Origin of the sequence: Mesorhizobium sp. ISC25, assembly GCF_042295465.1 — a bacterium.
In the GTDB taxonomy this organism is placed as follows: Bacteria; Pseudomonadota; Alphaproteobacteria; order Rhizobiales; family Rhizobiaceae; genus Mesorhizobium.
The window spans coordinates 4753060-4775333 of record NZ_CP135441.1; the positions used below are offsets into that span (position 1 = coordinate 4753060).

Here is a 22274-nt window from a genome sequence, read left to right on the forward strand (position 1 = left end):
GCACAATGGGCAATAGCCGTCGAAAAGTCATCATACAACAACCCAGTTTTTGTATGTTGACATTATTTCTTTCCAACCCTACCGATGTCCAGATCGGGAGGATTTACGTGGCCGCATTGACGGATCCGGATTTGCTGTTTGCCGCCGAGGGGCGCCCGCTTTCGCTGGCCCGCGATCTCTATGCCGCGGTCAAGGACCTGCCGATCGTAAGCCCGCACGGCCACACCGACCCGCGCTGGTATGCGCTCAACGAGGCGTTTCCCGATCCGGCGCAGTTGCTGATCGTGCCGGACCACTACATTTTCCGCATGCTGTTCAGCCAGGGCGTTCGGCTTGAGGAGCTTGGCGTGCCGACGCTTGACGGCTCGCCGGTGGAGACCGACGGCAGGACGATCTGGCGGCGCTTCGCCGAGCATTACTACCTGTTCCGCGGCACGCCGACCCGGCTGTGGTTCGATCATGTTCTTGCCCATCTGTTCGGCATCGACGAGCCGCTGAATGCCAAGACGGCCGACCGTCATTACGACATGATCGCGACCTTGCTGCAGTGGGAGAATTTTCGCCCGCGAGCGCTGTTCGAGCGCTTCAACATTGAGGTCATCGCGACGACCGAAGGCGCGCTCGACGATCTCAGATGGCACCAGATGATCCGCGACAGCGGCTGGGAGGGCCGCGTCGTCACCGCCTATCGTCCGGATGCGATCGTCGATCCCGACTTCGAAGGCTTTTTGGCCAATCTCGACCGGCTTGGCGAGGTCACCGGCTGCGACACCGGCAACTGGACCGGCTATCTCGATGCGCATCGCCAGCGGCGGGCCTTCTTCAAAAGTTTCGGTGCGACGTCCTCCGATCACGGCCATCCAACGGCCGAAACCGCCAATCTCTCGGATGCCGCCGCGCAGGAGTTGTTCAACCGCATCCGCCGAGGCTCGGACGACGAGCGGGAGCGAAAACTGTTTCGCGCCCAGATGCTGACCGAGATGGCCAAGATGAGCCGCGACGACGGGCTGGTCCTGCAGATCCATCCCGGCTCCTGGCGCAATCATTCGCCGGCTATCTTTCACAGGTTCGGCAGGGACAAAGGCTTCGATATTCCGACGCGGACCGATTATGTGACGGCGCTGAAGCCGTTGCTCGACTGTGTCGGGCTGGAGCGCGACCTCACCATCATCCTCTTCACCCTCGACGAGACCAGCTATGCGCGCGAGCTGGCGCCGCTCGCCGGCGTCTACCCGGCATTGAAGCTCGGGCCGGCCTGGTGGTTCCACGACAGCCCCGAAGGGATGCGCCGGTTCCGTGAGATGACCACCGAAACGGCCGGTTTCTACAACACCGTCGGTTTCAACGACGACACCCGCGCGTTTCCATCCATACCGGCCCGCCATGATGTGGCGCGCCGGGTCGATTGCGCATATCTGGCGCGTCTCGTCGCCGAGCATCGGCTCGGCGAAGACGAGGCGCACGAGCTGGCGCAGGAACTTGCCTATGCGCTCGCGAAAAAGGCGTACCGGCTCTAACGGCGCTTGCCGCCATCGTTCAAAACGGGAGGAAACCAATGCTGCATTTTTCGAGACTGGCGGGAGCTACGCTACTTGCCGCCGCACTGATGGCCGGAACGGCAAGCGCCCAGACGGTCCTGCGCTCGTCCGACACGCACCCGGACGGCTATCCGACGGTCGAGGCGGTCAAATATTTCGGCGAGCTGGTGAAGGAGCGCACGGCCGGCCGCTATGTGGTCGAGATCTATCCTTCCGCGCAACTCGGCGAGGAAAAGGACACGATCGAGCAGGTGCGCACCGGCGTGATCGATCTCAACCGCGTCTCGATGGCGCCGTTCAACGGGCTCATCCCGGAGACCACCGTGCCCTCGCTGCCCTACATCTTCCGTTCTGAAGAGCATATGCACAAGGTCATGGACGGGGCGATCGGCGACCAGATCGCGGCGGCGTTCGACCAGGTCGGGCTGGTGCTGCTCGCCTTTTACGACGGCGGCTCGCGCTCCTTCTACAATTCGAAGAAGCCGATCAACACCGTAGCCGACATGGCCGGGATGAAGTTCCGCGTCATCCAGTCCGACATCTTCGTCGACATGGTGGCGGCACTCGGCGCCAACGCGACGCCGATGCCGTATGGCGAGGTGTATTCGGCGATCGAGACCGGGGTCATCGACGGCGCGGAGAACAATTTTCCGAGCTACGACACCGCCAAGCACGCGGAAGTCGCCAAGTACTATTCGCTCGACGAGCACACGATGGTGCCGGAAGCCTTCGTCATGGCGAAGTCGAGCTGGGACAAGCTGACGCCGGAAGACCAGGCGATCTTCAAGGCGGCCGCCAAGGAAAGCGTCGCCAAGCAGCGCGAGCTGTGGACCGCCAAGGTCAAGGAATCGCGCGCCAAGGTAGAGGCGGCCGGTTCGCAGATCACGACGCCGGACAAGCAGCCCTTCATCGACGCGATGGGGCCGGTCTACGAGAAGCACGTCAAGGACGACAAGCTGAAGGCCATGGTCGAAGCCATCAAGGCCGTGCAGTGATCAAGCGGCGGCGCGGACATTCCGCGCCGCCATCCTCTTGGGGAGAAAACCGGTGACTTCCAGCCCAAAACCAAGACCGCTCCTGTCCGGCGTCGCGCAAGTGATGTCGCGCGTCAGCACGGCGGCGCTGTCGATCGCCGGCATCGGGCTGGTGCTGATGACCGCCTTCGTCGCCTGGCAGGTGTTCGGCCGCTATGTGCTGAACCGTTCGCCGAGCTGGACCGAGCCGGGGTCGGTGATGCTGATGAGCTGGTTCATTTTCCTCGGCGCTGCCGTCGGTGTGCGCGAGAACTACCATCTTGGCTTCGACGTCCTGCTCTACGTGCTGCCGAAAGGCGGCAAGCGCTGGCTGCGTATGATTTCGGACCTCGTCGCGCTCGCCTTCGGCATCGGCATGATCTGGTATGGCAGCCAGCTGGTCGCATTGACGTGGGGCTCCGTGTTGCCGTCACTCGGCATATCGGGGGGCTGGGATTACGTCCCGCTTGTCGCCGGAGGCGCGCTCATCGTGCTCTTCACGCTGGAGCGCATCGTGCTTCGCCTCTCCGGCGCGCCGATCGACGATGCCCTCGATGAATTGCCGCCGGCCGAAGTTGCAGCCGAACTCGACACCGCCAACGTGAAGGTCTGACGCCATGGAACTGTGGATTCTCTTCGGCGTCTTCACCCTGCTGATGCTTATCGGCACGCCGATCGCTTTCTGCCTCGGCGTCGCAAGCCTCGCCACCGTCCTTTATATGGGCCTGCCGCCGCTCATCGTGTTCCAGCGCCTGAATTCCGGCATGAGCGTCTTTTCGCTGCTGGCCATTCCGTTTTTCATCTACGCCGGCGACTTGATGGTGCGCGGCGGCATCGCCAGCAAGATCGTTGCCTTCGCCGGCTCGCTCGTCGGCCATTTGCGCGGCGGCCTCGGCCAGGTCAACATCGCGACCGCTACACTCTTCGGCGGCATTTCCGGCTCTGCGGTTGCGGAGGCAGCGGCGGTAGGCGGCCTGATGATCCCGCAGATGAAGGCGCGTGGATATGGAGCGGACTACGCCGTCAACGTCACGTCGATGGCTGCGCTGATCGCGCTGTTGCTGCCACCGTCGCACAACATGATCATCTACTCGATCTCGGCAGGCGGAAAGATCTCCATCGCCGATCTGTTCACGGCCGGTATCATCCCGGGCCTGCTACTGGCCCTGTCGCTGATGGTCACCGCCTATATCGTGGCACGCTCCCGCGGCTATCCGACCGAGGCGTTTCCGGGCTTCACCGCCGTCGCGCATCTTTTCGCCGTTGCGGTGCCCGGCCTGCTGCTGATCGCGATCATCTTCGGCGGCGTGCGATCGGGCGTCTTCACCGCCACCGAGAGTTCCTGTATCGCCGTCATCTATGCGTTGCTCGTGACCGTCTTCGTTTACCGGCAGATGACCTGGGAAGGGTTCGTTCATGCCACCCATGGCGCCGTGCGCACCACGGCCATGGTGCTGCTCATCATCGGCATGGCGGCGGCGTTCTCGTGGCTGATGGCCTTCCTGAAAGTGCCGGCAGCGTTGATCGCCTCCATGAACGCGATCTCGGACGATCCGCTGGTCGTGCTTCTCCTGCTCAACCTCTTGATGCTGTTCCTCGGCACGTTCATGGACATGGGGCCGACGATCATCATTTGTACGCCGATCTTCCTGCCTGTGGCGCAGGCCTACGGCGTCGACCCGGTGCATTTCGGTGTCATCATGATCCTCAATTTCGGCATCGGGCTGAACACGCCGCCGGTGGGCGCAGTGCAGTTCGTGGCGTGTGCAGTGGGCAAGATATCCGTCTGGGAATCGATGCGCTCGATCTGGCCGTTCTATGCGGCAGGTCTCGTTGTGCTTGCGCTCGTCACTTACATTCCGGCCATTTCGCTATGGCTGCCGAGCGTCTTCAAATAGGGGGTGCGACATGGCCTCGGACACCGCAGTCGACCTCCGCGTCGAACGAAGACCGAAGCTTTCGGAAATCGTCGTCGCGGCGATCCGCAAACAGCTGCAGGCGGGCGAGATCCAGCCGGGGCAAAAGCTGCCGACCGAGGGTCAGTTGACTGAAACCTTCGGGGTCAGCCGCACCGTAGTACGCGAGGCGCTGGCCAAGCTTGCCGCGGACGGCCTGGTCGAACCGCGCCAAGGCGCCGGCGTCTTCGTCACCGAGCATATCTCGACAGCGTTCGGTGCTCTGGCAGCAGAGATGGGCAGCAAGGACTCGATCGCCCTCAACGTGCTCGAAGTCAGGTTGGCGATCGAGATCGAGTCCGCCGGGCTCGCTGCCATCCGCCGCAACGCCGCGCAGGAAGCGGCGATCCAGGAAGCCTTCTTCGAATTCGAACGGCTGCTCCTCAACAGCGAGCCGACAGGACCGGCCGACCTTGCCTTCCACCGCGCAATCGCGAGCGCCACCAACAATCCATTCTATGTCGAGATGCTCGACGTGCTCGGCCGCCGCGCCATCCCTTGCGATGTGACCTCGCCCTGGTCGACCGAGATCGCCCAATCGGACGCCTATCAGCGCGGCCTGCAGCGCGAGCATCTGGTGATCCTCAATGCCATCTCGGCAGGCGATGCCGAGGCGGCCCGGGAGGCAATGCGCGCGCATCTCGGTGCCAGCCAGCAGCGCTATCGCGAGCGCCTGCACGCGCGCCAGGTTTTTTATGCCGACTCGGTCAAGGCCGCGGCAACTGAATAAGCAATTGAGGCAGCCCCATGGGACAGCAATGAATCACACCGACAATCATACCGATTTCACCTCCCGCTTCGCCATCGATCCTGTTTCTGCCGCAGCCATGGGAACGGACGAGCTGCGACACAATTTCCTGATCGAGGACTTGTTCCAGCCCGGCCGCATCAGCCTGACCTACACCCATTACGACCGCATGATCGTCGGTGGCGCCATGCCCGCCGGTACACCGCTGACGCTGCAGGCGATCAAGCCGACCGGAACCAAGAATTTTCTCGACCGCCGTGAGATGATCATCGTCAACATCGCCGGTGCCGGCATCGTGACAGCCGGCGGTCAATCCTACGCGCTGCAGGCGCGCGACATGCTCTATCTCGGCATGGGCACGGATGAGGTATCGTTCGCTGCGACCAACCCGGCTGAGCCGGCTAAGTTCTACCTGCTCAGCGCGCCGGCGCATCAGGGCCATCCCAACCGGCTGATCCGCATCGGCGATGCCAAGCGGCTCGATCTCGGCAGCCAGGCAACCTCCAACGAGCGCTCGATCTTCCAGTTCATCCATGCCGACGGCGTAAAGACCTGTCAGCTGGTCGTCGGCATGACCCAGCTCGCCCCCGGTTCGGTCTGGAACACCATGCCGTGCCATGTGCATGACCGGCGCATGGAGGCCTATCTCTATTTCGACCTGCCGGAGGCGGCGCGGGTGTTTCACTTCATGGGCGAACCGGACGAAACGCGCCATCTCGTCATGCGCAACGAGGAGGCGGTGCTGTCGCCGGGATGGTCGATCCATTCGGGCGCCGGCACCTCGAACTACGCCTTCATCTGGGCGATGGCCGGCGACAATGTCGACTATACCGATGTCGACCTGGTGGCGATGGAGGAGCTCAAATGAGCGACCTCTCGGCCTTCAGCCTTACCGGCAAGCGTATCCTCGTCACCGGCGCCAATACCGGCATCGGCCAGGGCATCGCCGTGTCGATCGCGCGCGCCGGCGGCGCGGTCGTCGGCGTCGGCCGGTCGGTGATGGACGAGACGGCGGAGAAGATTGCGGCGGCCGGCGGACGCTTCGAGGCGGTCCGCTGCGATCTTGGCGATGATGCCGCCGCTCAAGCGATGCTTGACCGCGTCTGGGACGATACCGGGCCGCTCGATGGCTTGGTCAACAATGCCGGCATCATCCGGCGTGCCGATGCGGTCGACCTCACCGAAGCCGACTGGGACGACGTCATTGGCGTCAATCTGAAGACGGTGTTCTTCGTCAGCCAGCGTTTTGCCAGGCGCGTGCTTGCCGATCCGGCGCGGCGCGGCAAGATCGTCAACATCGCCTCGGTGCTGAGTTTCCAGGGTGGCATCCGCGTCGCCTCCTACACCGCCTCCAAACATGGCGTGCTCGGCATTACCCGGCTGCTGGCATGCGAGTGGGCGGCAAAGGGCATCAATGTCAACGGCATTGCGCCCGGTTACATCGAGACCAACAACACCGAGGCGTTGCGCGCCGACCCCGACCGCAGCGCGTCGATCCTGGCGCGCATTCCGGCCGGGCGCTGGGGCGCGCCGGAAGACATCGGCGACGCAGCCGTCTTCCTGCTGGCGCCGGCGTCGAACTATATGCACGGCGCGGTGATGCCGGTGGATGGCGGCTGGCTGGCGCGATGAGCAGCAACGATGAGGGTTTGGCGATGACCGGAACCAAAATCTTCTCGCATACCGGCGAGGGTGCTTGGACGCCGACGCCCGACGGCAACCGCAGGCGCGTGCTCCTGCACACGGATGAACTGATGATGGTCGAGTTCGCCTTCGACAAGGGCGGCCTCGGCGCACTGCATTCGCATCCGCATGTCCAAGCGAGCTATGTCGCGGAAGGCCGCTTCGAAGTCACCATCGACGGCAGGACCGAGATCCTGGAAACTGGCAGCAGCTTCATCGTCCCGTCCAACCTTGTCCATGGCGTCAAGGCGCTGGAGGCGGGGCGACTGGTCGACAGCTTTACGCCACCCCGCGCCGATTTCCTCGACTGAGCTGCGGCCCGAAGATCAGGCAACCGGTTCTCGGAACGAAAAAACCCGCGCCTCCGGAGAGACGCGGGCGTGTTGCCTGGGCGCTTGTGGCGCCGCGGTACTCAAAACATCACCGCAGAACCTGAATCTGCCGAATGATGGTGAAGATAGCATTAACCGCTCCGAGGCGGCGCGATATTCACAGCCAAGGCGAATAGGGGCTGGAACGACAGTCTGATATCGGCCAATGAGAGAGAGAAGGTCGCTTCAGGCGGTGCCGAGGACGGGACCAGAGGGGTCGATAAATGTTCGAATCTGCTGTCCAGGCAATCACCTGGCGATTCGCCGGGGAATTTCGGCAGGTCGTATCCCCGAAAGTTCCGTAAATGCAGCTTGCAGCGAGCATTCCGGCAGAGGATTCCAAGCGGCGCGTCCTGAAGGATGTCTTCGGCTTCGATGATTTTCGTCTCGGCCAGGCGTCCGTGATGGAGGCGCTACTGGCCAGGCGTCATGTGCTGGCCGTCATGCCGACCGGCGCCGGCAAGTCGCTCTGCTACCAGGTCCCGGCGCTGGTCCTGGGCGGGCTCACCATTGTCGTTTCACCCTTGGTGGCGCTGATGCAGGACCAGGTCGCCGCACTGCGCCTTGCCGGTGTGGCGGCCGATACGATCAATTCCTCGCTCGACCGTGATGCCAATGTTGCTGCATGGCGCCGCGTCGCGGCAGGGCAGACACGCCTGCTCTATCTTGCACCGGAGCGGCTCATGACGGTGCGAATGCTCGAGGCGTTGACCAAGCTCGATGTCCGGCTGATGGCCATCGACGAGGCGCATTGCATCTCGCAATGGGGACCGGCGTTCCGGCGCGAATACGAAGAATTGTCGCGGCTGCGCGGCATCTTCCCCGATGTGCCGATCATTGCGCTGACGGCGACGGCGGACGAGACGACGCGCACCGACATTGCCGCGCAGCTGTTCGACGGGCGCGTCGATACCGTGGTGCTCGGCTTCGACCGGCCGAACATCAAGCTAGGCATCGAGCCCAAGCAGGACAGCAAGCGCCAGTTGCTAGGCTTCGTGCAGCGCCATGCGGGCCGCAGCGGGATCGTCTATTGCCTGTCACGCAAAAAGACCGAGGAGATGGCGGCGTTCCTCGAGCGGAACGGTGTACGTGCGCTCGCCTATCATGCCGGCATGAGCAAGGACGCGCGTGAAGCGAATCAAAACGCTTTCATGACCTTGTCCGGCGTGGTGATGGTGGCGACCATCGCCTTCGGCATGGGGATCGACAAGCCGGATGTCGCCTATGTCTTCCACACCGACCTGCCGGGCAGCTTGGAGGCCTATTATCAAGAAATCGGGCGGGCGGGCCGCGACGGGCGGGCGGCCGAGGCACATATGCTCTTCGGTCTCGGCGATATCCGCATGCGCCGGCTTTTCATCGAAGACGAGGACGCGCCGGCTGAGCACAAAAGGCGCGCGCATGGCCGGCTCGATACGCTGATCGGCTATTGCGAGACGACGCAGTGCCGCCGTCAGATCCTGCTTGGTTATTTCGGCGAAAGTGCTTCGCCTTGCGGCAATTGCGACAATTGCCTCGACCAGGCGCCGCATGCGGATGGCGAGGCGGAGGCGCGGATCATCCTGGCGGCGATCGCACAGACCGGCGAGCGCTTTGGCGCCGCCCATGTCGTCGATGTCCTGCTCGGCCATGAGACCGAGAAGGTCCTGGACAGGAACCACCATAGGCTTGCCAGCTTCGGCACCGGTGTGGCGCACAAGAAAAACGTGTGGCTGTCGCTGGTCCGCCAGCTCGTCGCGGGAGGGTTCCTGACATTGGACTCAGCCGGCCATGGCGGCCTCGCCATTGCCGAGAAGGGCCGTGCGCTGGCTCGGGGCGAGGCTTCATTCCGGTATCGCCTGGACGCGCGCCAGTCATCGCGAGGCAAGATACGTCCTGAGGATACCGCAGCAGGTACGGAAGGTCTGGATTCGGCGCTGCTGGCCGCGCTCAAGGCTGTACGGCTGCGTCTTGCCCGGGAACGCCAAGTGCCGGCCTTCGTGATCTTTTCGGATCGTACACTGATCGATATGGCCGAACGCTGCCCGCGTGATCTGGACGCCTTCGCCGCGGTCAACGGCGTCGGCGCCGCCAAGCTCAAGGATTTCGGCGAGATATTCCTCGGCGCGATCGCTGCGCATCAATCCGGTGTGGCGGGCTGAAGACCCACTTCAGTGACGCAATCAGCACCTGCTTCGTCTCGCCGCTGCAATCGCAGCCTCCTGCTGCCGCAAGCGCTCGATCTTCGCACTCTGGCGGGCAGCCACGGTCGAGGCGACACGCTGCCCGCCCAACAGCCAGCCCGGAATGTTGGTGTGGACGACTTTGCCGCGAGCGATGGCCGTTGCCGACATTTCGTCGGCGACTGCGCCCATCGCCACGTTGAGCTCGACGCAACTCATCTTGTCGTATTTCGCAGCATCAAAGGATGCCGGCAAAGGCGATGCGCAACTTCCGACAAACATCAGGCTGCACATCAGAGGCGCGGCGGTGGAGATCGCCTTCATTCCCTTATCGAGCACGTTGATGCCGGACGGACGGATTTCGGAGGGTTCTCGATCTCGGGCCGCGAAGCATTCCCGAGGTTTCGCGTAACTGAAGCATGTGACCCCTACAACACTCTGTGCCGACCGTCCTGTTTGTCTTCGAAGAATTCCGAGAGAGCCGCTGCCGTCTTGTCGGGGTGCTCTTCCGGGAAAAAGTGCCCGCCTTGGACAGCGCGTCCTGCCACTCTGTCGGCCCATTTCTTCCAGATGGCCAGCGGCCCGTCTTCTTGCGCATACCAGTTCTCCAAGGCGCCTTCGCCACTCCATAGCGCCAGTAGCGGACACTCGATGCGACGACCGTTTGCCTGGTCCAGCGCGTCATGTTCACGATCGATCGTGGCAGCGGCGCGATACTCTTCGCAGATGGCATGAATATGCGCGGGATCGCGAAGCGCATCAACATAGGCGTTCCTGACCTCTTTGGAGACCATTTTCGCCGATGATCCCCACTGCGTTATTGCATCGTCGACGACAGCATCGGGAGCCGCGCCGATCAGACGCTCCGGCAGGGGCTCCGGCTGGGCAAGAAGGCTCCACGGCCAGAAGCCGAGAGCCAGTCTGGCATCCGCCCGATCCCATGTTGCGGCGGTGGGGATGATGTCGAGGACGGCGATTTTGAGGACTTTGTCGGGATGGTCGAGCGCCAGGCGATAGGCAACCCGCCCGCCACGATCATGCCCGGCAACCATGAACCGCTCAAACCCCAGTTGCTTCATGGCTTGAACCATGTCGCCGGCCATGGCGCGCTTGGCGTATGGGCTATGATCGGCAGAGGAAACCGGGCATCCGCTTTGCCCATAGCCTTGAAGGTCGGCGGCGACCACCGTGAAGCGGGGCGCCAAGGCTGCGGCGACATCCCTCCACATCAGATGCGTTTCTGGAAAACCGTGAAGAAGCAGCAGCGGCGGACCGGTGCCTCCGACCCTTGCGAAAATGGTCGTATCGTCCAGTCGTAGGCTGGTGGCTCTGAAACCTGCAAACACCGTCAGCCTCCTCGGGCGCCCTTAGGCAAGCTCTCTAAGGGCGCTAACGGTCGCCTGAGGCAAAAACCCGGCCTCGATGGCCAGGGTTCAAGCCGGCTAGTTGCTAGAATCGAAACCAGACCCACACTCGCCTGCGGAAGCACCGCCTGCGCCGATAGCCATTTCGCCAGTAAACGCGACAGACCCTTCTCCAAGCACGCCGGCGGCGGCGACGCGGCCGGTGCCACCGGCGATGGTAGACTGGTTGCAACTCTGCTTGAGTTTCGTCGTCGTCGAAGGTCTCGACATCCGGCGCCTCGAGTTCATCGAGAATGCCGCTTCTGGCAGTTGGAACGCCGGCCACTGCGTTGATTGGCCGAACTGTGCTTGCAAGGGCCGCCGCCCCGGCAATGCCAAACATTCCTGTCAAAAATAGTCGCCGATCCATGGAAACCTCCCAATCTTCAACCAGCGATAGAACAAGGCTAACGATGGGGAGATAGCGCAGTCGGTACAAACGCCCAGAGCCGCGCGGCGATTGCGATGATCCGGTCGGCCGGAGGGTGTTGCCTAGTCCTCGAAGTGGGATGGCTATCTCGACCGACAAACACCCGGAGCTTTCTGAATTGATGGCGGGCCGAGAAACAATGAAGATCGAATGACGTCTACGCCATAGCCACCCAATTCCACGCTACTCTCTCTTTGGCGCTGCGTTACAAGAAGGCTTGACTACCATCCTACCAGAAGGTAGGTAAGGGCATGAGCAACTTGTCTACCACCTCTGACAACATCCTGGCTTGTGCACGTTCACTGATCGTTGCTGGCGGCTACAACGGTTTCAGTTATGCTGACATCGCTGATGTGGTCGGGATCCGTAAGGCGAGCATCCATCACCATTTCCCAAGCAAGGTCGATCTGGTCCGAACGCTGGTTGCGCGGTATCGGGAAGAAGCTGAAGCGGGGATGGCAAATGTCGAACTTCACGAATCCGATCCGCTCGAACAGTTGCGGATCTATGCCGGGTATTGGGAAGCCTGCATTGCGGACGCCAGCGCCCCGTTTTGTATCTGCGCGCTGTTGGCAAGCGAGCTCCCCGTTCTGCCCGAGGAAGTTGGCCTTGAGGTCCGGGCGCATTTCCGCTCCCTGTCGGCTTGGCTTACATCCGTGCTGGAGCGCGGCGCGCGGCACGGCCAATTTCAACTGATGAGTACCCCTCGTGCCGAGGCTGAAGCCTTCATGGCGACTGTTCACGGCGCGATGCTTTCGGCACGGGCCTATGGCGATCCGAAGATATTCGGCGTCGTGACGGGCCCGCTCCTGGAGCGGCTCGCTCCGCGTTCCCTCCAGATACAACCCTAAGACCTCAACCAACCATAGCCGTAACGGCTCCGCGACGTTCGTCGAGAACCCCTACCTACTAGTCGAAAGGACATCCAATGACGGTTCACAATAGCGATCTTTCCCGCGCCAGCCACGAACAATGGCTTAAGCTCTATTACTTCGCTCGGACGGCGTTCTCGGCTGTCTGGGTGGCGGCTGCCTTTACGGTGGGACAGAATTCCGGGGTGGTCGCGGCGGTGTTGCTCGTGGTTTATCCTGCATGGGATGCCCTGGCCAATTTTGTCGACGCATCGCGCAGCGGAGGATTGGGACGGAATCGCACGCAGACCATCAACGTCGTGGTCAGTGTGGCGACAACGCTCGCGGTCGTTGTCGCGCTGAAGATGAGCATGAATTGGGTGCTCGGGGTGTTTGGCCTATGGGCGATCCTGTCCGGCCTGCTTCAACTCGGCACCGCTGTCCGCCGTTGGAAGAGCTCAGGTGCGCAGTGGGCGATGATCCTGAGCGGAGGGCAATCAGCACTGGCAGGCACGTTTTTCATCGCGCAGGCGCGGATGCCGATGCCGCCATCCATCGCCAACGTGGCCGGCTATGCCGCAGTAGGCGCCCTCTACTTCCTGGTTTCGGCGGTGTGGCTGAGCGTGAGCCAATTGCGGCGGAAAGCTGCATAGCACGCTATCTTGAGCCAGCACCGACCCGATCAGAGGTCTGTCAGCTGCTAGTATCGGTTCGCCAAACAGAACGACCCACCCTTGCCCTAAGGACTGAAAATGAGACCGATGTGTTTGGAATTTCACCACCCGGCTGGGGGCTAGCCGCTCATCCAAGGCATCTCGATCGCGCCGAACGATACAGCGATCCCGAGGGCCATCAGCGCAATGCCCAAAGCAACTTCGAAGCGGCGGCCGCGCTGCAGCAGCTTCTCGACGAAGACGACCAGCGTCAACAGCAGCATCCAGGCGATGCTCATGACGCCCACCGCGACCAGCATGGCAAACAGAGCCCAGCAGCAACCAAAGCAATAGAGTCCGTGCCGCAGGCCCATCTCGAGTGCGCCAAGCCGCCCGTCGCGCCAATGCTGCGCAACGAAAGCGAGCGGCGAACGGCAATGGCTGAGGCAAATGTGCTTGAGGGTCGTGAATTGGTAGAGCCCAGCCACGCCAAGCGTCATACCGAGCGCGAGCGGCGCCCATTTCGAACGCTGAGGCGGATCGAGGCTCGACGCAAACTCGCTTCCTAGCTGGACCAGGACATACACAAGAAGGCCCGCCGCCGCCCAGACGAGCATGTAGCCCGCGACGAATATCCACGCCGGGATGGCGACGTGCTGTTCGCGCCTAGCCTGCGCCGCCGCGAACATAAAGATCATGGGCGCGGCCGCCGGCAGCATCATAGCGGCCATCATCACCGTCCATACAGCAAGAAAGGCTGCGGCGCCGGCGAGTGACCAACCGTCGGCGGCAATTCCGGCCGTCGCCATGCCGGCCATGCCTTCCATACCCTCCATCCCGCCGCGCACCGCAATGCCCATAGGCAAATCCATGCTGAGGGTCAGCGCCCACGCCGCCGCTGTTAGCATGACGAGCGATGCGAGAAGGCCGAGCGGCATGCCACGCAAATTCCGGAGCCGCCACGATTTCCCGGGGAACGCGTCAGGCATCGGCACGTCCCTAGTTCGGGCCGGTCCAGTCGAACGGAATGTGTTTGCTTGAGCGGGCCGTGCCCGTCCAGTCGAGCCCGAAGCCTTTGGTGCTCACCTCGACCGAACGCCCCCAGGTGGCAACCTGGCCCGGGCCGACCTCCGAGCCCGGCGGGTTGATCGTCTGCACCCGCTTGCCGGGTGGTGTCGTGGGACCTGAAAGCGCTTCCGCATGCCCGACGCCCGCCACCTCGAAAGTGATCGGCACGAACTCCATGCCACGCATCTCGCCGATGTTGGCGGCAAAACCCGCCGGCCAGCCGCCAGCCTGCCCGCCGAAGATCGCCTGCAGGGCTTCACGTTGCCGCTCGTTCGCCTTCTCGTCGAGGTACATGCCCATCACGGCCTTTGCCTCGCCGGCCCATAGATTGCCTTCGAACTCGCCGAGCGCCACCAGCGACAGGCCGTCGAGCTTCACGTCGCCATACTGACCCTCGCGTACATGCCAGGCGAGCACGCCCTGGCAGTGATTGCCGGTCGGCCGCTGGGCGAACTCGCAAGGGCAAGGGATATCGCAGCTGCAGATGTCGAACCAGTCGCCTGCGAGCCGCCATTGAGGCACTGCATTCATGGCTCTTCCTCCCGGAATATAGAGCCATTTATACGTCGAAGGCGGGGCGCACTCCAGCAGTTAGTGCATCGCTCGCTGATTTTGGTGGACTTGCCGCCCCAGACCGAAGTTACCGCGTTTTGATCAGCAACTGCTCGCAACAGAACCCAGCCGCCATCCAGTGCGACCACGGAAGTGGTTTCTTGCTCCGTTCCATGTGATCGATGAGGTCGTGGGTAGGTTCGCGACTGGTCGATCACCAAATACACGATGCGGTTGACACTCGCTTGACCCACACTGCGAACTGACAACCTTCCGCAACACCGCTCGGCTGCTTCGTCAACGATCTAGCGGGCCAAGGGTTAACGCCGGGCCGCAATTGAGCTCCGCGGCTTCACGAGCATTTGTGGCTGAGTTAGGCAGGCAAAAATCAAGAGAATGAAATTAGGATCACTGGCGGAGAGGGAGGGATTCCCTTTCACTCCTATGATACTGAAAATACTAGTCTTTTCGCGCTTTTTGTTACACAGTTTGTTACACAGCTACAACTACGATTTATAACCGCTCTAAGCTCGCAGCTTTTGGGCTCGCCTGCCCAATCCATCCTATCTGTCGAAACCGATGGCTTGTAGGACACTCCCGCGTGTGTACGTTGGGGCTTGGGTCAGAAGGTGACCCACAGCAAAGACGGGAGCGCCGCAGCGCAAAAGATCTCATCGGTCAAGGAACAGATAGTGAAGTAGCCTGTGACAATCGGCGCCAGCATCACCTCCAAAGCGCCGACCAGGAAAAACCCGCAAAAAACGTCGCCCTCAGATACCCCGTCGGCAATGAATATGGGACCGAAGTTGCGCGGCAGATCGGGCGTTAGATGCCTTCATGACATCTGAACCTGAGCAGGCTCCTACGCCGCGAGCCGGCACATTTCCGAACGGAGTTTCGTCCGGCTGCGCAAAAAGGTGCCCTGTCGAGACTTACTTGTTGGCCGGATGGCTTAGCAGGGACGAACTCGTGAAGAGATTGATAATGCAACATTATCATTCATTATGCTGATCCGACAGGCTGTGCGTTTCGGTGCGAAATTGATGGCGCAAAGCGCACAGCCGCTTTACCCTCCAGATCATGATTCGCCTTGATCCCTCGACCGCCAGCTCTTCTGCGCCGCCCTCCGTTCCGGCCTGGGCGATCACAATTGCCAGCGCGCCGAGCGAGAGCGACGCCGCCTTCCGGGCCGGCGCCGCCTTGGGTGTCCTCGACACGCTCGGCCGCGCGCAACCTGCCTGGGCCGGGGCCTGGCGGCAGCGGCTGGCGCTTCGCTGCGCCGCCACCAGCATGCTGCTCGCCGGCCGCGCCGAGGACGCGGCCGCCTTGCGCGACGCCTGGTATCTGCGCCAGGCCGGTGCCGACCCCGGTCCCGCCGGCACCATCTTTGGCGCCTGGCGGCAGTTGGCCGGGCAGCCGCCCGTCGCTACCCCTGACCGGCTCGAGAAGATACTCAACCAGCTTGGCCTCCATTGGGATGTCGAGGCGCTGGCCACGCTTTGTGAACACATCGACGACCTGGCGCGCTCGGAGCAGCCGGCGCCGTTCGCCGCGGCGGCGATCGCCGCTCGCGTCGTCGCCATGCGCCCCAATGCGGAGCTTTTGGCCTGGTGGCTCGCCGACCTGGTGCTGGCGCAAAGCCTGCGCTGGCCGCGGCCGCTGCCGCTGCTGATGGCGCAAGCCTTTGGTCCGGCTTTTCGCGGCGAGGCCGGCGCTGGCCGGCGCATCCGGCCCGGGGACAAGAATTTTGAGCGGGCGGTTTGCGTCGCGCTCGTTACGGCCGCCGCGGACGCTTGTCGGTTGGCCGCCGAGCTGTCGCGCCGGGCCGAAAAACTCCTGTCGGTGGCGCCGAAACTGCGCGCCAAAGGCGCCGGCGACGTAATCTTTCTGCTGCTCAGTGAGGACGCCGTCTCCGGATCGCTGACGACGAAAAATCTGTCGCGCTTTGCATCGCGGCGGCTGTTCGAACGGCTGCAGCAACTGGAGGCCGTGCGCGAGCTCTCCGGCCGCCCCACATTCCGGCTGTTCGGGCTGTAGCGATGAGCGAAGCGTCCGCCCGCCACAAGCCGAACGATCAGCCGGCGCTGCTTGACACCGAACTCGCCCACCTGCCGCCGGAGCTGCGCTGGCGCGAATGGATGGGCCGCGTCGAAGCGGTCATTTTTGCGGCCAGCGAACCGGTGACACGCGGTGTCCTCGCGCGGGTGGTGGGAAAAAACTGCAATCTCGAGCTGATCATCGACGACATTCGCGCCGAGCTCGCCGGCCGCCCCTACGAGCTGGTCGCGGTCGCCGGCGGCTGGCAGCACCGGACCAGACAGATCTTTGGCGACGCCATCCGCGCCGCATTCGGCACGGCAGCGGGCGAGCGGGCAAAAGAACTGTCGCAGGCGGAGGCGCTGGTTTTGATGTGCATCGCCTATTTCCAGCCGATCACGCGTGGCGAGCTGTCTTCCTTCTTCGGAAAGGAGGTGTCGCGCGATCTGATCGGTGTGCTGCGCGCACAGGACCTCATCGCCTCGGGGCCGCGCAGCCCGCAGCCGGGTGCGCCCTATACCTATGTGACGACCAAGACTTTCCTGTCGCACTTCGGGCTCGACACGCTGCGCCAGCTGCCGGATTTCGAGGCGCTCGAGGACGCCGGCCTGCTTTCAAAGGAGAAACTTCTGGCGGGAGATATTCTGACAGGATTGGCGGGCAGAGAAAATCACGACGACGACGAAGGGTCGGTGACCGAGGTCATGGAAGACAAAATATCTTGAGCCGTTGTCCCTGGATTTCGACCATATAGCATGCCGTTGACGGCAAAGCGGTCATAAGGGACATTACTCAGCCGCCGCCCTGTTGGCCGCTCGCCTTCCTACGGTCGCGTCAAATATTTCCTAATTGCAGCGTACGCTTGTTAACAATGCGGATTGAGTACTAAGCATTAGACCACAAGTATTTTGAGCATATGGCATCCTCATGCGCGCTATTGAAAAACCTGCTGATGAGCTCCTGCAAGATTTTGCGAAGGCCACCGCCGATCACAAGCAGGAGTTGATCCGTGATCCCGCGACAATTTTCAAGTTTGCGACCTATGACATCGACTACATCGCGAGCGAGCTGGAAAGCCCGATCCGGGCGTTGAACAGAATGCTCTTTGTTCAATATTTCTCCGCAATGGAGGCCTATCTCAGCGATCGATTGATCAAAGTCGTCATGGATGAAACGGCGATAATGTCGGCATTGGTGAAGAACAACAAGGAATGGAGCGGCGAAAAGATTCCGGTCACCGAACTGGCGGCCAATCCTGCCGCATACCGCGACTGGGTGCTCACACGCCTGCGTGAGCTGCCCTACCATAACTTTGTGAAGATAGATAATTACTACCGGGGCGCTTTGGGCTTCACCATCTTCCCCAACAAACAGGTCAAGGCGACGCTGATGGCCTTTTTGCCGGTTCGTCATGACTGCGTCCACCGCTACGGCTACGACCATGAAGGCCAGGAGCGTTCGATCAGCAAGGATGACCTGGCCGAACTCGAGACGGCCGCTGAAGCCATGGTCGAGCATATCGAAGCCGCCTTCGCTCAACGCCCGACTTGAGAAAAGACAGGGGCACGCAACGCCGTGCGTCTCCTGGCGAAGTGCCGGCGTCCTTGGGCGAGGGCCTCTGGCCGCGATACCAGCTGCCTATTCGCTGTCGCCGTTCGTGCGTTTGCAGTTCACCCACTGGATTTCACCTGACGTCATGAAGACAATTGCGCCCCGATCAAGCGCCAGAAGCTCGAGATATTCCAGCAACTGGCCCGCATAGGCCTGGCGGTCGGCCGGCGATGGCGCAATGTCGCTCTTCCAGTCGAATGCAGCGACAGCGACGCCAGCGTCGAAGGCTATCGCATCGGCACGGGCAGAAACGAGCAATGTTTCAGATCGGGCGCCGTAAAGGGGGATTTCGGGCACCATGTCGGCTATGTAGGGCTTCAGACTAGGAATCGCGAAAGTGCGCATCGCGGTCGCGGCCATCTCGGCCGGATCTGGTCTTGATGCATCTGCGGCAATCAGCTGGTCCGCAAGGGCTTGGGCACGCCCTTCCAGATGGTTGGGGTCTGGCTCAGCGAGCTGCGTGAGTAGCTCTTCCATCAATTTGTGCAGAATAATGCCGCGGAGCGCCCCTGCACCTTCAACAAGGAGACCGGTAATTTCTCTGGGGTCGAATACGGTTTATTAGGCCTGCGTAGTCCATCAGCGTCGCTTTGTTCGGAGAGAATGCGATGGCGGTGGAATGGACGATCACGATCGAGGGCAGGAACGAGTTCGGTGACGTTTGCCGGAAGGCGGTTCGCATCGACAAGAGCTGGAACCGCCTGTCTGACGGCGACCTTGGCCTGTCGATCGAGGATGGTAAGACGATCATGACGGCGCTGCAGAGCGCGGTTGTGAACCACGAGGCGGAGACGTATTCGCTCTTTCGCCGGGTCTGCCCGGATTGCCACAGGTTTCGGCCGGTCAAGGACTACACGACGCGCCAGATCCGGACCGTCTTCGGCACCGTGGAGGTGCGCAATCCTCGCTGGATGATGTGCCGAGATTGTTACCCGGGCATGGTCATTGCCTTCGCGCCGCTGAAGGAGATCTGCCCCGATCGAGCGACATCCGAGCTGATGGAACTGACGGCGCGGCTGGGGAGCATGATGCCGTACCGACGGGCAGCGGATGTGCTTGCCGAATTCCTACCTGTTGAGCCGACCGAGACGCATGCCACCGTGCGCAAGCGAACCATCAGGATTGGCGAACGGCTCGACGACCAGGTTGCTGACGAAGAATTGCACGCAAGGGCGCAAACGGACGAACGACGCCAGCTTGAAATGCAGCTGCCCGGCGATCGCCGCAAAGAGTTCGTCATCAGCATCGATACTGCGCATGTTCGCAGCGCCGATCCCAATTCAGCGCGCAACTTCGAGCTCGTCGTGGCCCGATGCGGCCGCGGCGGGCGGGGCGAAGGTGGCGGCCGCTATTTCGTGACCAGCAGCACGGACCAACGGGCAATCCGGGATCGTGCGCTTCATGCCCTTCGGGAAGTAGGTTACCGCGGCTTTGGCGATGTGACCGTGATTTCGGACGGCGCCGAAATCCTGAAGCGGCTGCCCCGCGCAATGCCGAAGCCGACGGCCCACATCATCGACTGGTTCCACATCGCCATGAAGATCCAGCCGATGCAGCAGATCGCCGATCATATGGCTCGATCCCCATCGGGTCTCTCGGAAGCGCTTCCCCTCATCGACCAGGACATCAGAGCGGTGAAGTGGCGTCTGTGGCATGGGCGGGTCGATCGCGCGATCCGCGACCTGGAACAACTCTTGGAGAGAGTGATCGATTTGCAGGGAGGCGGCGAGTTCTCCGTCGTCCGTCTTCACAGCCTCGGCTCGCAGCTCCTGACTTATATCCGATCGAACCGCGGCGCGATCATCAACTATGGCAAGCGCTACCGAGCCGGGCTTCGCGTCGCCACGACCTTGGCTGAGTCAGCAGTGAATTCACTCGTCGGTAAGCGGATGGTCAAGAAACAGCAGATGCGATGGTCGCTTCACGGCGCTCACATGCTCATGCAGGTCCGCACGGCAGATCTCAACGGCGAGCTTCGCGATCGATTGCGGGCATCGTTCCGACAGACAGAGCCGAACGTCCCACCACTATTCAAGCCCAGACCGCCACTCCTGCGCGCCGCCTGACCCCAGAGAAGTTACCGGTCTCGGTGCAGGAGGTCCTCAAACATAATCCCCTTGGGGGCAACCTGTTTTGCTTCAGGGGGAAACGCGGAAATTTGTTGAAGGTCATCTGGCATGATGGCCAAGGAGCATGCCTGTTCACAAAAAGACTCGAGCTCGGCCGCTTCATATGGCCAACAGTTGAGGGTGGAGCTGTGACAGTATCTTCTGCACAGCTGAGTTATCTCTTGTCTGGCATAGACTGGCGGAACCCTCAGGAAACCTGGCGCCCAGCTCGGGTTGGGTAGCATTTTTTAGTTGAAAATACAATGGAATGTGATTCAATCGGCATATGACTTCGAAGCCGGTTGAGCTCCCCTCGGATCTTGCCAGCGCCTACGTGGCGCTGCTGGCTGAACGTGAGGCGTTGCAGGCTGAACGCGATGTGGCGGTCGCGGATGCTGCCAACTGGCAGGCTGAAGCCGCCAACGCGCAGGCCATGCTGTCCGACACCGCGGCGCGGATTGCGCATCTCGAGCTGCGCATCGAGAAGCTGAAACGCGAATTGTACGGGCAGCGCTCCGAGCGCACGGCGCGGCTGATCGAGCAGTTGGAATTGGAACTCGAAGACCTCGTCACCTCGGCGACCGAGGACGAGCTTGCCGCGCAGGCCGCGGCGGCGAAGACGCAGACGGTGCGCCCCTTCACGCGCAAGCGACCGGTGCGCAAGCCATGGCCGGATGACATCGAACACGAGCGCGTCGTCATCGACCCTCCAACTGCCTGCGCCTGCTGCGGCGGATCGCGGCTGTCGAAACTGGGTGAGGACGTGACCGAGACGCTGGAGGAGATCCCGCGCCGCTTCAAGCTGATCGCGACGGTGCGCGAAAAGTTCACCTGCCGCGACTGCGAGAAGATCACCCAGCCGCCGGCGCCGTTCCATGCCACGCCGCGCGGCTTCATCGGTCCCCGACTGCTGGCGACAATCCTGTTTGACAAGTTCGGCATGCATGCTCCACTCAACCGCCAGAGCGCGCGCTTCAAGGCCGAGGGGATCGACCTGCCGCTGTCGACGCTGGCCGATCAGGTCGGCCACGGAACCTCCGCCGTCATGCCGCTCTTCCAGCTGATCGAGCGCCATGTGCTCGCGGCCGAGCGCCTTCATGGCGACGACACCACCATTCGCATCCTGGCGAAGGGCAAGTGCGCGACCGGGCGCATATGGACCTATACGCGCGATGACCGTCCCTTCGCCGGGCCTGCGCCGCCGGCGGCGATCTATTACGCCTCGAGCGACCGACGTGGCGAGCGTCCTCAGAAGCATCTGGCCGGGTTCGCCGGCATTCTTCAGTGCGACTGTTACAGTGGCTTCGAGCCGCTGTTCGACCCGCAGCGGAAGGAGCAGCCGATCACGCCCGCCTTTTGCTACGCCCATGCGCGGCGAGGATTCTTCGAACTGGCCGACATCGCGAAAAAGGCCCGAGATGGCAAGAAGGGCAAACCGATCGCGCTGGAGGCGGTCAGGCGCCTCGACGCGCTGTTCGAGATCGAGCGCGCCATCAACGGCCGCAGCGCGGACGAGCGGTATGCCGTGCGGCAGGAGAAAAGCAAACCACTTCTCGACGACATGCACGTCTGGTTGCTCCGCGAGCGCGATACCCTCTCGCGCTCTTCCGAGGTCCTGAAGCCGATCAACTACATGCTCAGGCGCTGGGCCGACTTCGCCCGCTTCATCGACGACGGCAGGATCTGCCTCAGCAACAACGCGGCCGAAAGAGCGCTGCGCGGCATTGCTCTGGGAAGGCGCAACTGGACCTTCGCCGGTTCCCAGCGCGGCGCCGACCGCGCCGCCGTCATGCTTACCCTCATCACCACGGCACGCCTCAACGACGTCGACCCGAAAGCCTGGCTCGCCGATGTCCTGGCCCGCATTGCCGATCTTCCCACCTCACGTCTGCACGAACTACTGCCCTGGCACTGGAAGCGCCTGCGCGAAGCCGACAAGCCCGCCAATCAGCAGGCCGCCTGACCTTCACGCATCGCCATCATAGAGCCCGCCGCACGCACGCGCGCGTGCCAATCATGCGGCCTTCGTCGTATGCGTACGACACGCCCGCCGGATCCGGCTTTACAAGTACATTGCGGGCCTCCAGCGCT

22 protein-coding genes are annotated in these 22274 nt (G+C 62.4%); 17 read left to right on the forward strand and 5 right to left on the reverse strand.

Going from position 1 to position 22274, the window contains the following annotated elements:
- Positions 1-107: 107 nt before the first annotated feature.
- The 9 genes from uxaC (at position 108) to recQ (ending at position 9449) form a co-directional block, all read left to right on the forward strand.
- Positions 108-1517 (forward strand): glucuronate isomerase, encoded by a 1410-nt coding sequence (uxaC, locus tag RQ479_RS23485; protein WP_376702806.1) that lies wholly within the window; start codon positions 108-110, stop codon positions 1515-1517.
- Positions 1518-1555: 38 nt separating this feature from the next.
- Positions 1556-2533, forward strand: coding sequence for a TRAP transporter substrate-binding protein (locus RQ479_RS23490; protein WP_352465632.1), 978 nt, complete (start codon positions 1556-1558; stop codon positions 2531-2533).
- Positions 2534-2636: 103 nt separating this feature from the next.
- Positions 2637-3164, forward strand: coding sequence for a TRAP transporter small permease (locus tag RQ479_RS23495; protein ID WP_023719697.1), 528 nt, complete (start codon positions 2637-2639; stop codon positions 3162-3164).
- A 4-nt stretch (positions 3165-3168) separates the two neighbouring features.
- Positions 3169-4449: a TRAP transporter large permease gene (locus tag RQ479_RS23500; protein WP_292656436.1), complete on the forward strand. Its 1281-nt coding sequence runs from the start codon at positions 3169-3171 to the stop codon at positions 4447-4449.
- A 10-nt stretch (positions 4450-4459) separates the two neighbouring features.
- Positions 4460-5236, forward strand: coding sequence for a FadR/GntR family transcriptional regulator (locus RQ479_RS23505; RefSeq protein WP_376702807.1), 777 nt, complete (start codon positions 4460-4462; stop codon positions 5234-5236).
- A 28-nt stretch (positions 5237-5264) separates the two neighbouring features.
- Entirely contained in the window at positions 5265-6122 is an 858-nt protein-coding gene (gene kduI, locus RQ479_RS23510) for a 5-dehydro-4-deoxy-D-glucuronate isomerase (RefSeq protein WP_376702808.1), read from the forward strand.
- Entirely contained in the window at positions 6119-6886 is a 768-nt protein-coding gene (gene kduD, locus RQ479_RS23515; protein ID WP_376702809.1) for a 2-dehydro-3-deoxy-D-gluconate 5-dehydrogenase KduD, read from the forward strand. The genes kduI and kduD overlap by 4 nt, the downstream gene beginning before the upstream one ends.
- 23 nt (positions 6887-6909) lie before the next feature.
- Positions 6910-7248 carry a cupin domain-containing protein gene (locus RQ479_RS23520; RefSeq protein ID WP_376702810.1) on the forward strand — a complete coding sequence of 113 codons (339 nt, stop codon included), beginning with the start codon at positions 6910-6912 and terminating at the stop codon, positions 7246-7248.
- Between the two features lie 365 nt (positions 7249-7613).
- Positions 7614-9449, forward strand: a complete 1836-nt coding sequence (gene recQ / locus RQ479_RS23525) for a DNA helicase RecQ (RefSeq protein ID WP_376702811.1) — start codon at positions 7614-7616, stop codon at positions 9447-9449.
- Between the two features lie 21 nt (positions 9450-9470).
- On the opposite strand, the gene RQ479_RS23530 is transcribed toward recQ, so the two are convergent.
- Both RQ479_RS23530 and RQ479_RS23535 read right to left on the reverse strand, forming a co-directional pair.
- The gene (locus RQ479_RS23530; RefSeq protein WP_352803534.1) at positions 9471-9794 is read right to left on the reverse strand and encodes a hypothetical protein; all 324 of its coding nucleotides are present in this window, start codon (positions 9792-9794) and stop codon (positions 9471-9473) included.
- A 104-nt stretch (positions 9795-9898) separates the two neighbouring features.
- A complete protein-coding gene (locus RQ479_RS23535; protein WP_376702812.1) occupies positions 9899-10816 on the reverse strand; it encodes an alpha/beta fold hydrolase in 918 nt (305 codons plus the stop codon).
- Positions 10817-11554: 738 nt separating this feature from the next.
- Between RQ479_RS23535 and RQ479_RS23540 the strand changes: the two genes are divergently transcribed.
- Entirely contained in the window at positions 11555-12154 is a 600-nt protein-coding gene (locus tag RQ479_RS23540; protein WP_376702813.1) for a TetR/AcrR family transcriptional regulator, read from the forward strand.
- Positions 12155-12231: 77 nt separating this feature from the next.
- Positions 12232-12807 (forward strand): DUF308 domain-containing protein, encoded by a 576-nt coding sequence (locus RQ479_RS23545; RefSeq protein WP_376702814.1) that lies wholly within the window; start codon positions 12232-12234, stop codon positions 12805-12807.
- Positions 12808-12947: 140 nt separating this feature from the next.
- On the opposite strand, the gene RQ479_RS23550 is transcribed toward RQ479_RS23545, so the two are convergent.
- Together RQ479_RS23550 and RQ479_RS23555 are read right to left on the reverse strand one after the other, a co-directional pair.
- A complete protein-coding gene (locus RQ479_RS23550; protein WP_376702815.1) occupies positions 12948-13796 on the reverse strand; it encodes a DUF2182 domain-containing protein in 849 nt (282 codons plus the stop codon).
- Positions 13797-13806: 10 nt separating this feature from the next.
- Positions 13807-14406 carry a DUF1326 domain-containing protein gene (locus RQ479_RS23555; RefSeq protein WP_376702816.1) on the reverse strand — a complete coding sequence of 200 codons (600 nt, stop codon included), beginning with the start codon at positions 14404-14406 and terminating at the stop codon, positions 13807-13809.
- A 1101-nt stretch (positions 14407-15507) separates the two neighbouring features.
- Here RQ479_RS23555 and RQ479_RS23560 point away from each other — a divergent pair.
- The 3 genes from RQ479_RS23560 to RQ479_RS23570 all read left to right on the forward strand — a co-directional run bounded on the left by RQ479_RS23560 (position 15508) and on the right by RQ479_RS23570 (position 18015).
- A complete protein-coding gene (locus tag RQ479_RS23560; RefSeq protein WP_376702817.1) occupies positions 15508-16464 on the forward strand; it encodes a DUF1403 family protein in 957 nt (318 codons plus the stop codon).
- Between the two features lie 2 nt (positions 16465-16466).
- The gene (locus RQ479_RS23565; RefSeq protein ID WP_376702818.1) at positions 16467-17189 is read left to right on the forward strand and encodes an SMC-Scp complex subunit ScpB; all 723 of its coding nucleotides are present in this window, start codon (positions 16467-16469) and stop codon (positions 17187-17189) included.
- Between the two features lie 202 nt (positions 17190-17391).
- Positions 17392-18015: a hypothetical protein gene (locus tag RQ479_RS23570; RefSeq protein WP_376702819.1), complete on the forward strand. Its 624-nt coding sequence runs from the start codon at positions 17392-17394 to the stop codon at positions 18013-18015.
- A gap of 87 nt (positions 18016-18102) precedes the next feature.
- Here RQ479_RS23570 and RQ479_RS23575 read toward each other — a convergent pair whose 3' ends face one another.
- Positions 18103-18552 carry a hypothetical protein gene (locus tag RQ479_RS23575; protein ID WP_376702820.1) on the reverse strand — a complete coding sequence of 150 codons (450 nt, stop codon included), beginning with the start codon at positions 18550-18552 and terminating at the stop codon, positions 18103-18105.
- Positions 18553-18683: 131 nt separating this feature from the next.
- Here RQ479_RS23575 and RQ479_RS23580 point away from each other — a divergent pair, with 131 nt between their 5' ends.
- The 3 genes from RQ479_RS23580 to RQ479_RS23590 are packed head-to-tail and all read left to right on the forward strand — an operon-like array spanning position 18684 to position 22146.
- Complete coding sequence (locus tag RQ479_RS23580) at positions 18684-20141, forward strand: ISKra4 family transposase (RefSeq protein WP_245486645.1); 1458 nt, start codon at positions 18684-18686, stop codon at positions 20139-20141.
- A gap of 23 nt (positions 20142-20164) precedes the next feature.
- Positions 20165-20425, forward strand: a complete 261-nt coding sequence (gene tnpB / locus RQ479_RS23585) for an IS66 family insertion sequence element accessory protein TnpB (RefSeq protein ID WP_206622052.1) — start codon at positions 20165-20167, stop codon at positions 20423-20425.
- 44 nt (positions 20426-20469) lie between these two features.
- Positions 20470-22146, forward strand: coding sequence for an IS66 family transposase (locus RQ479_RS23590; RefSeq protein WP_128288748.1), 1677 nt, complete (start codon positions 20470-20472; stop codon positions 22144-22146).
- Positions 22147-22274: the final 128 nt, after the last annotated feature.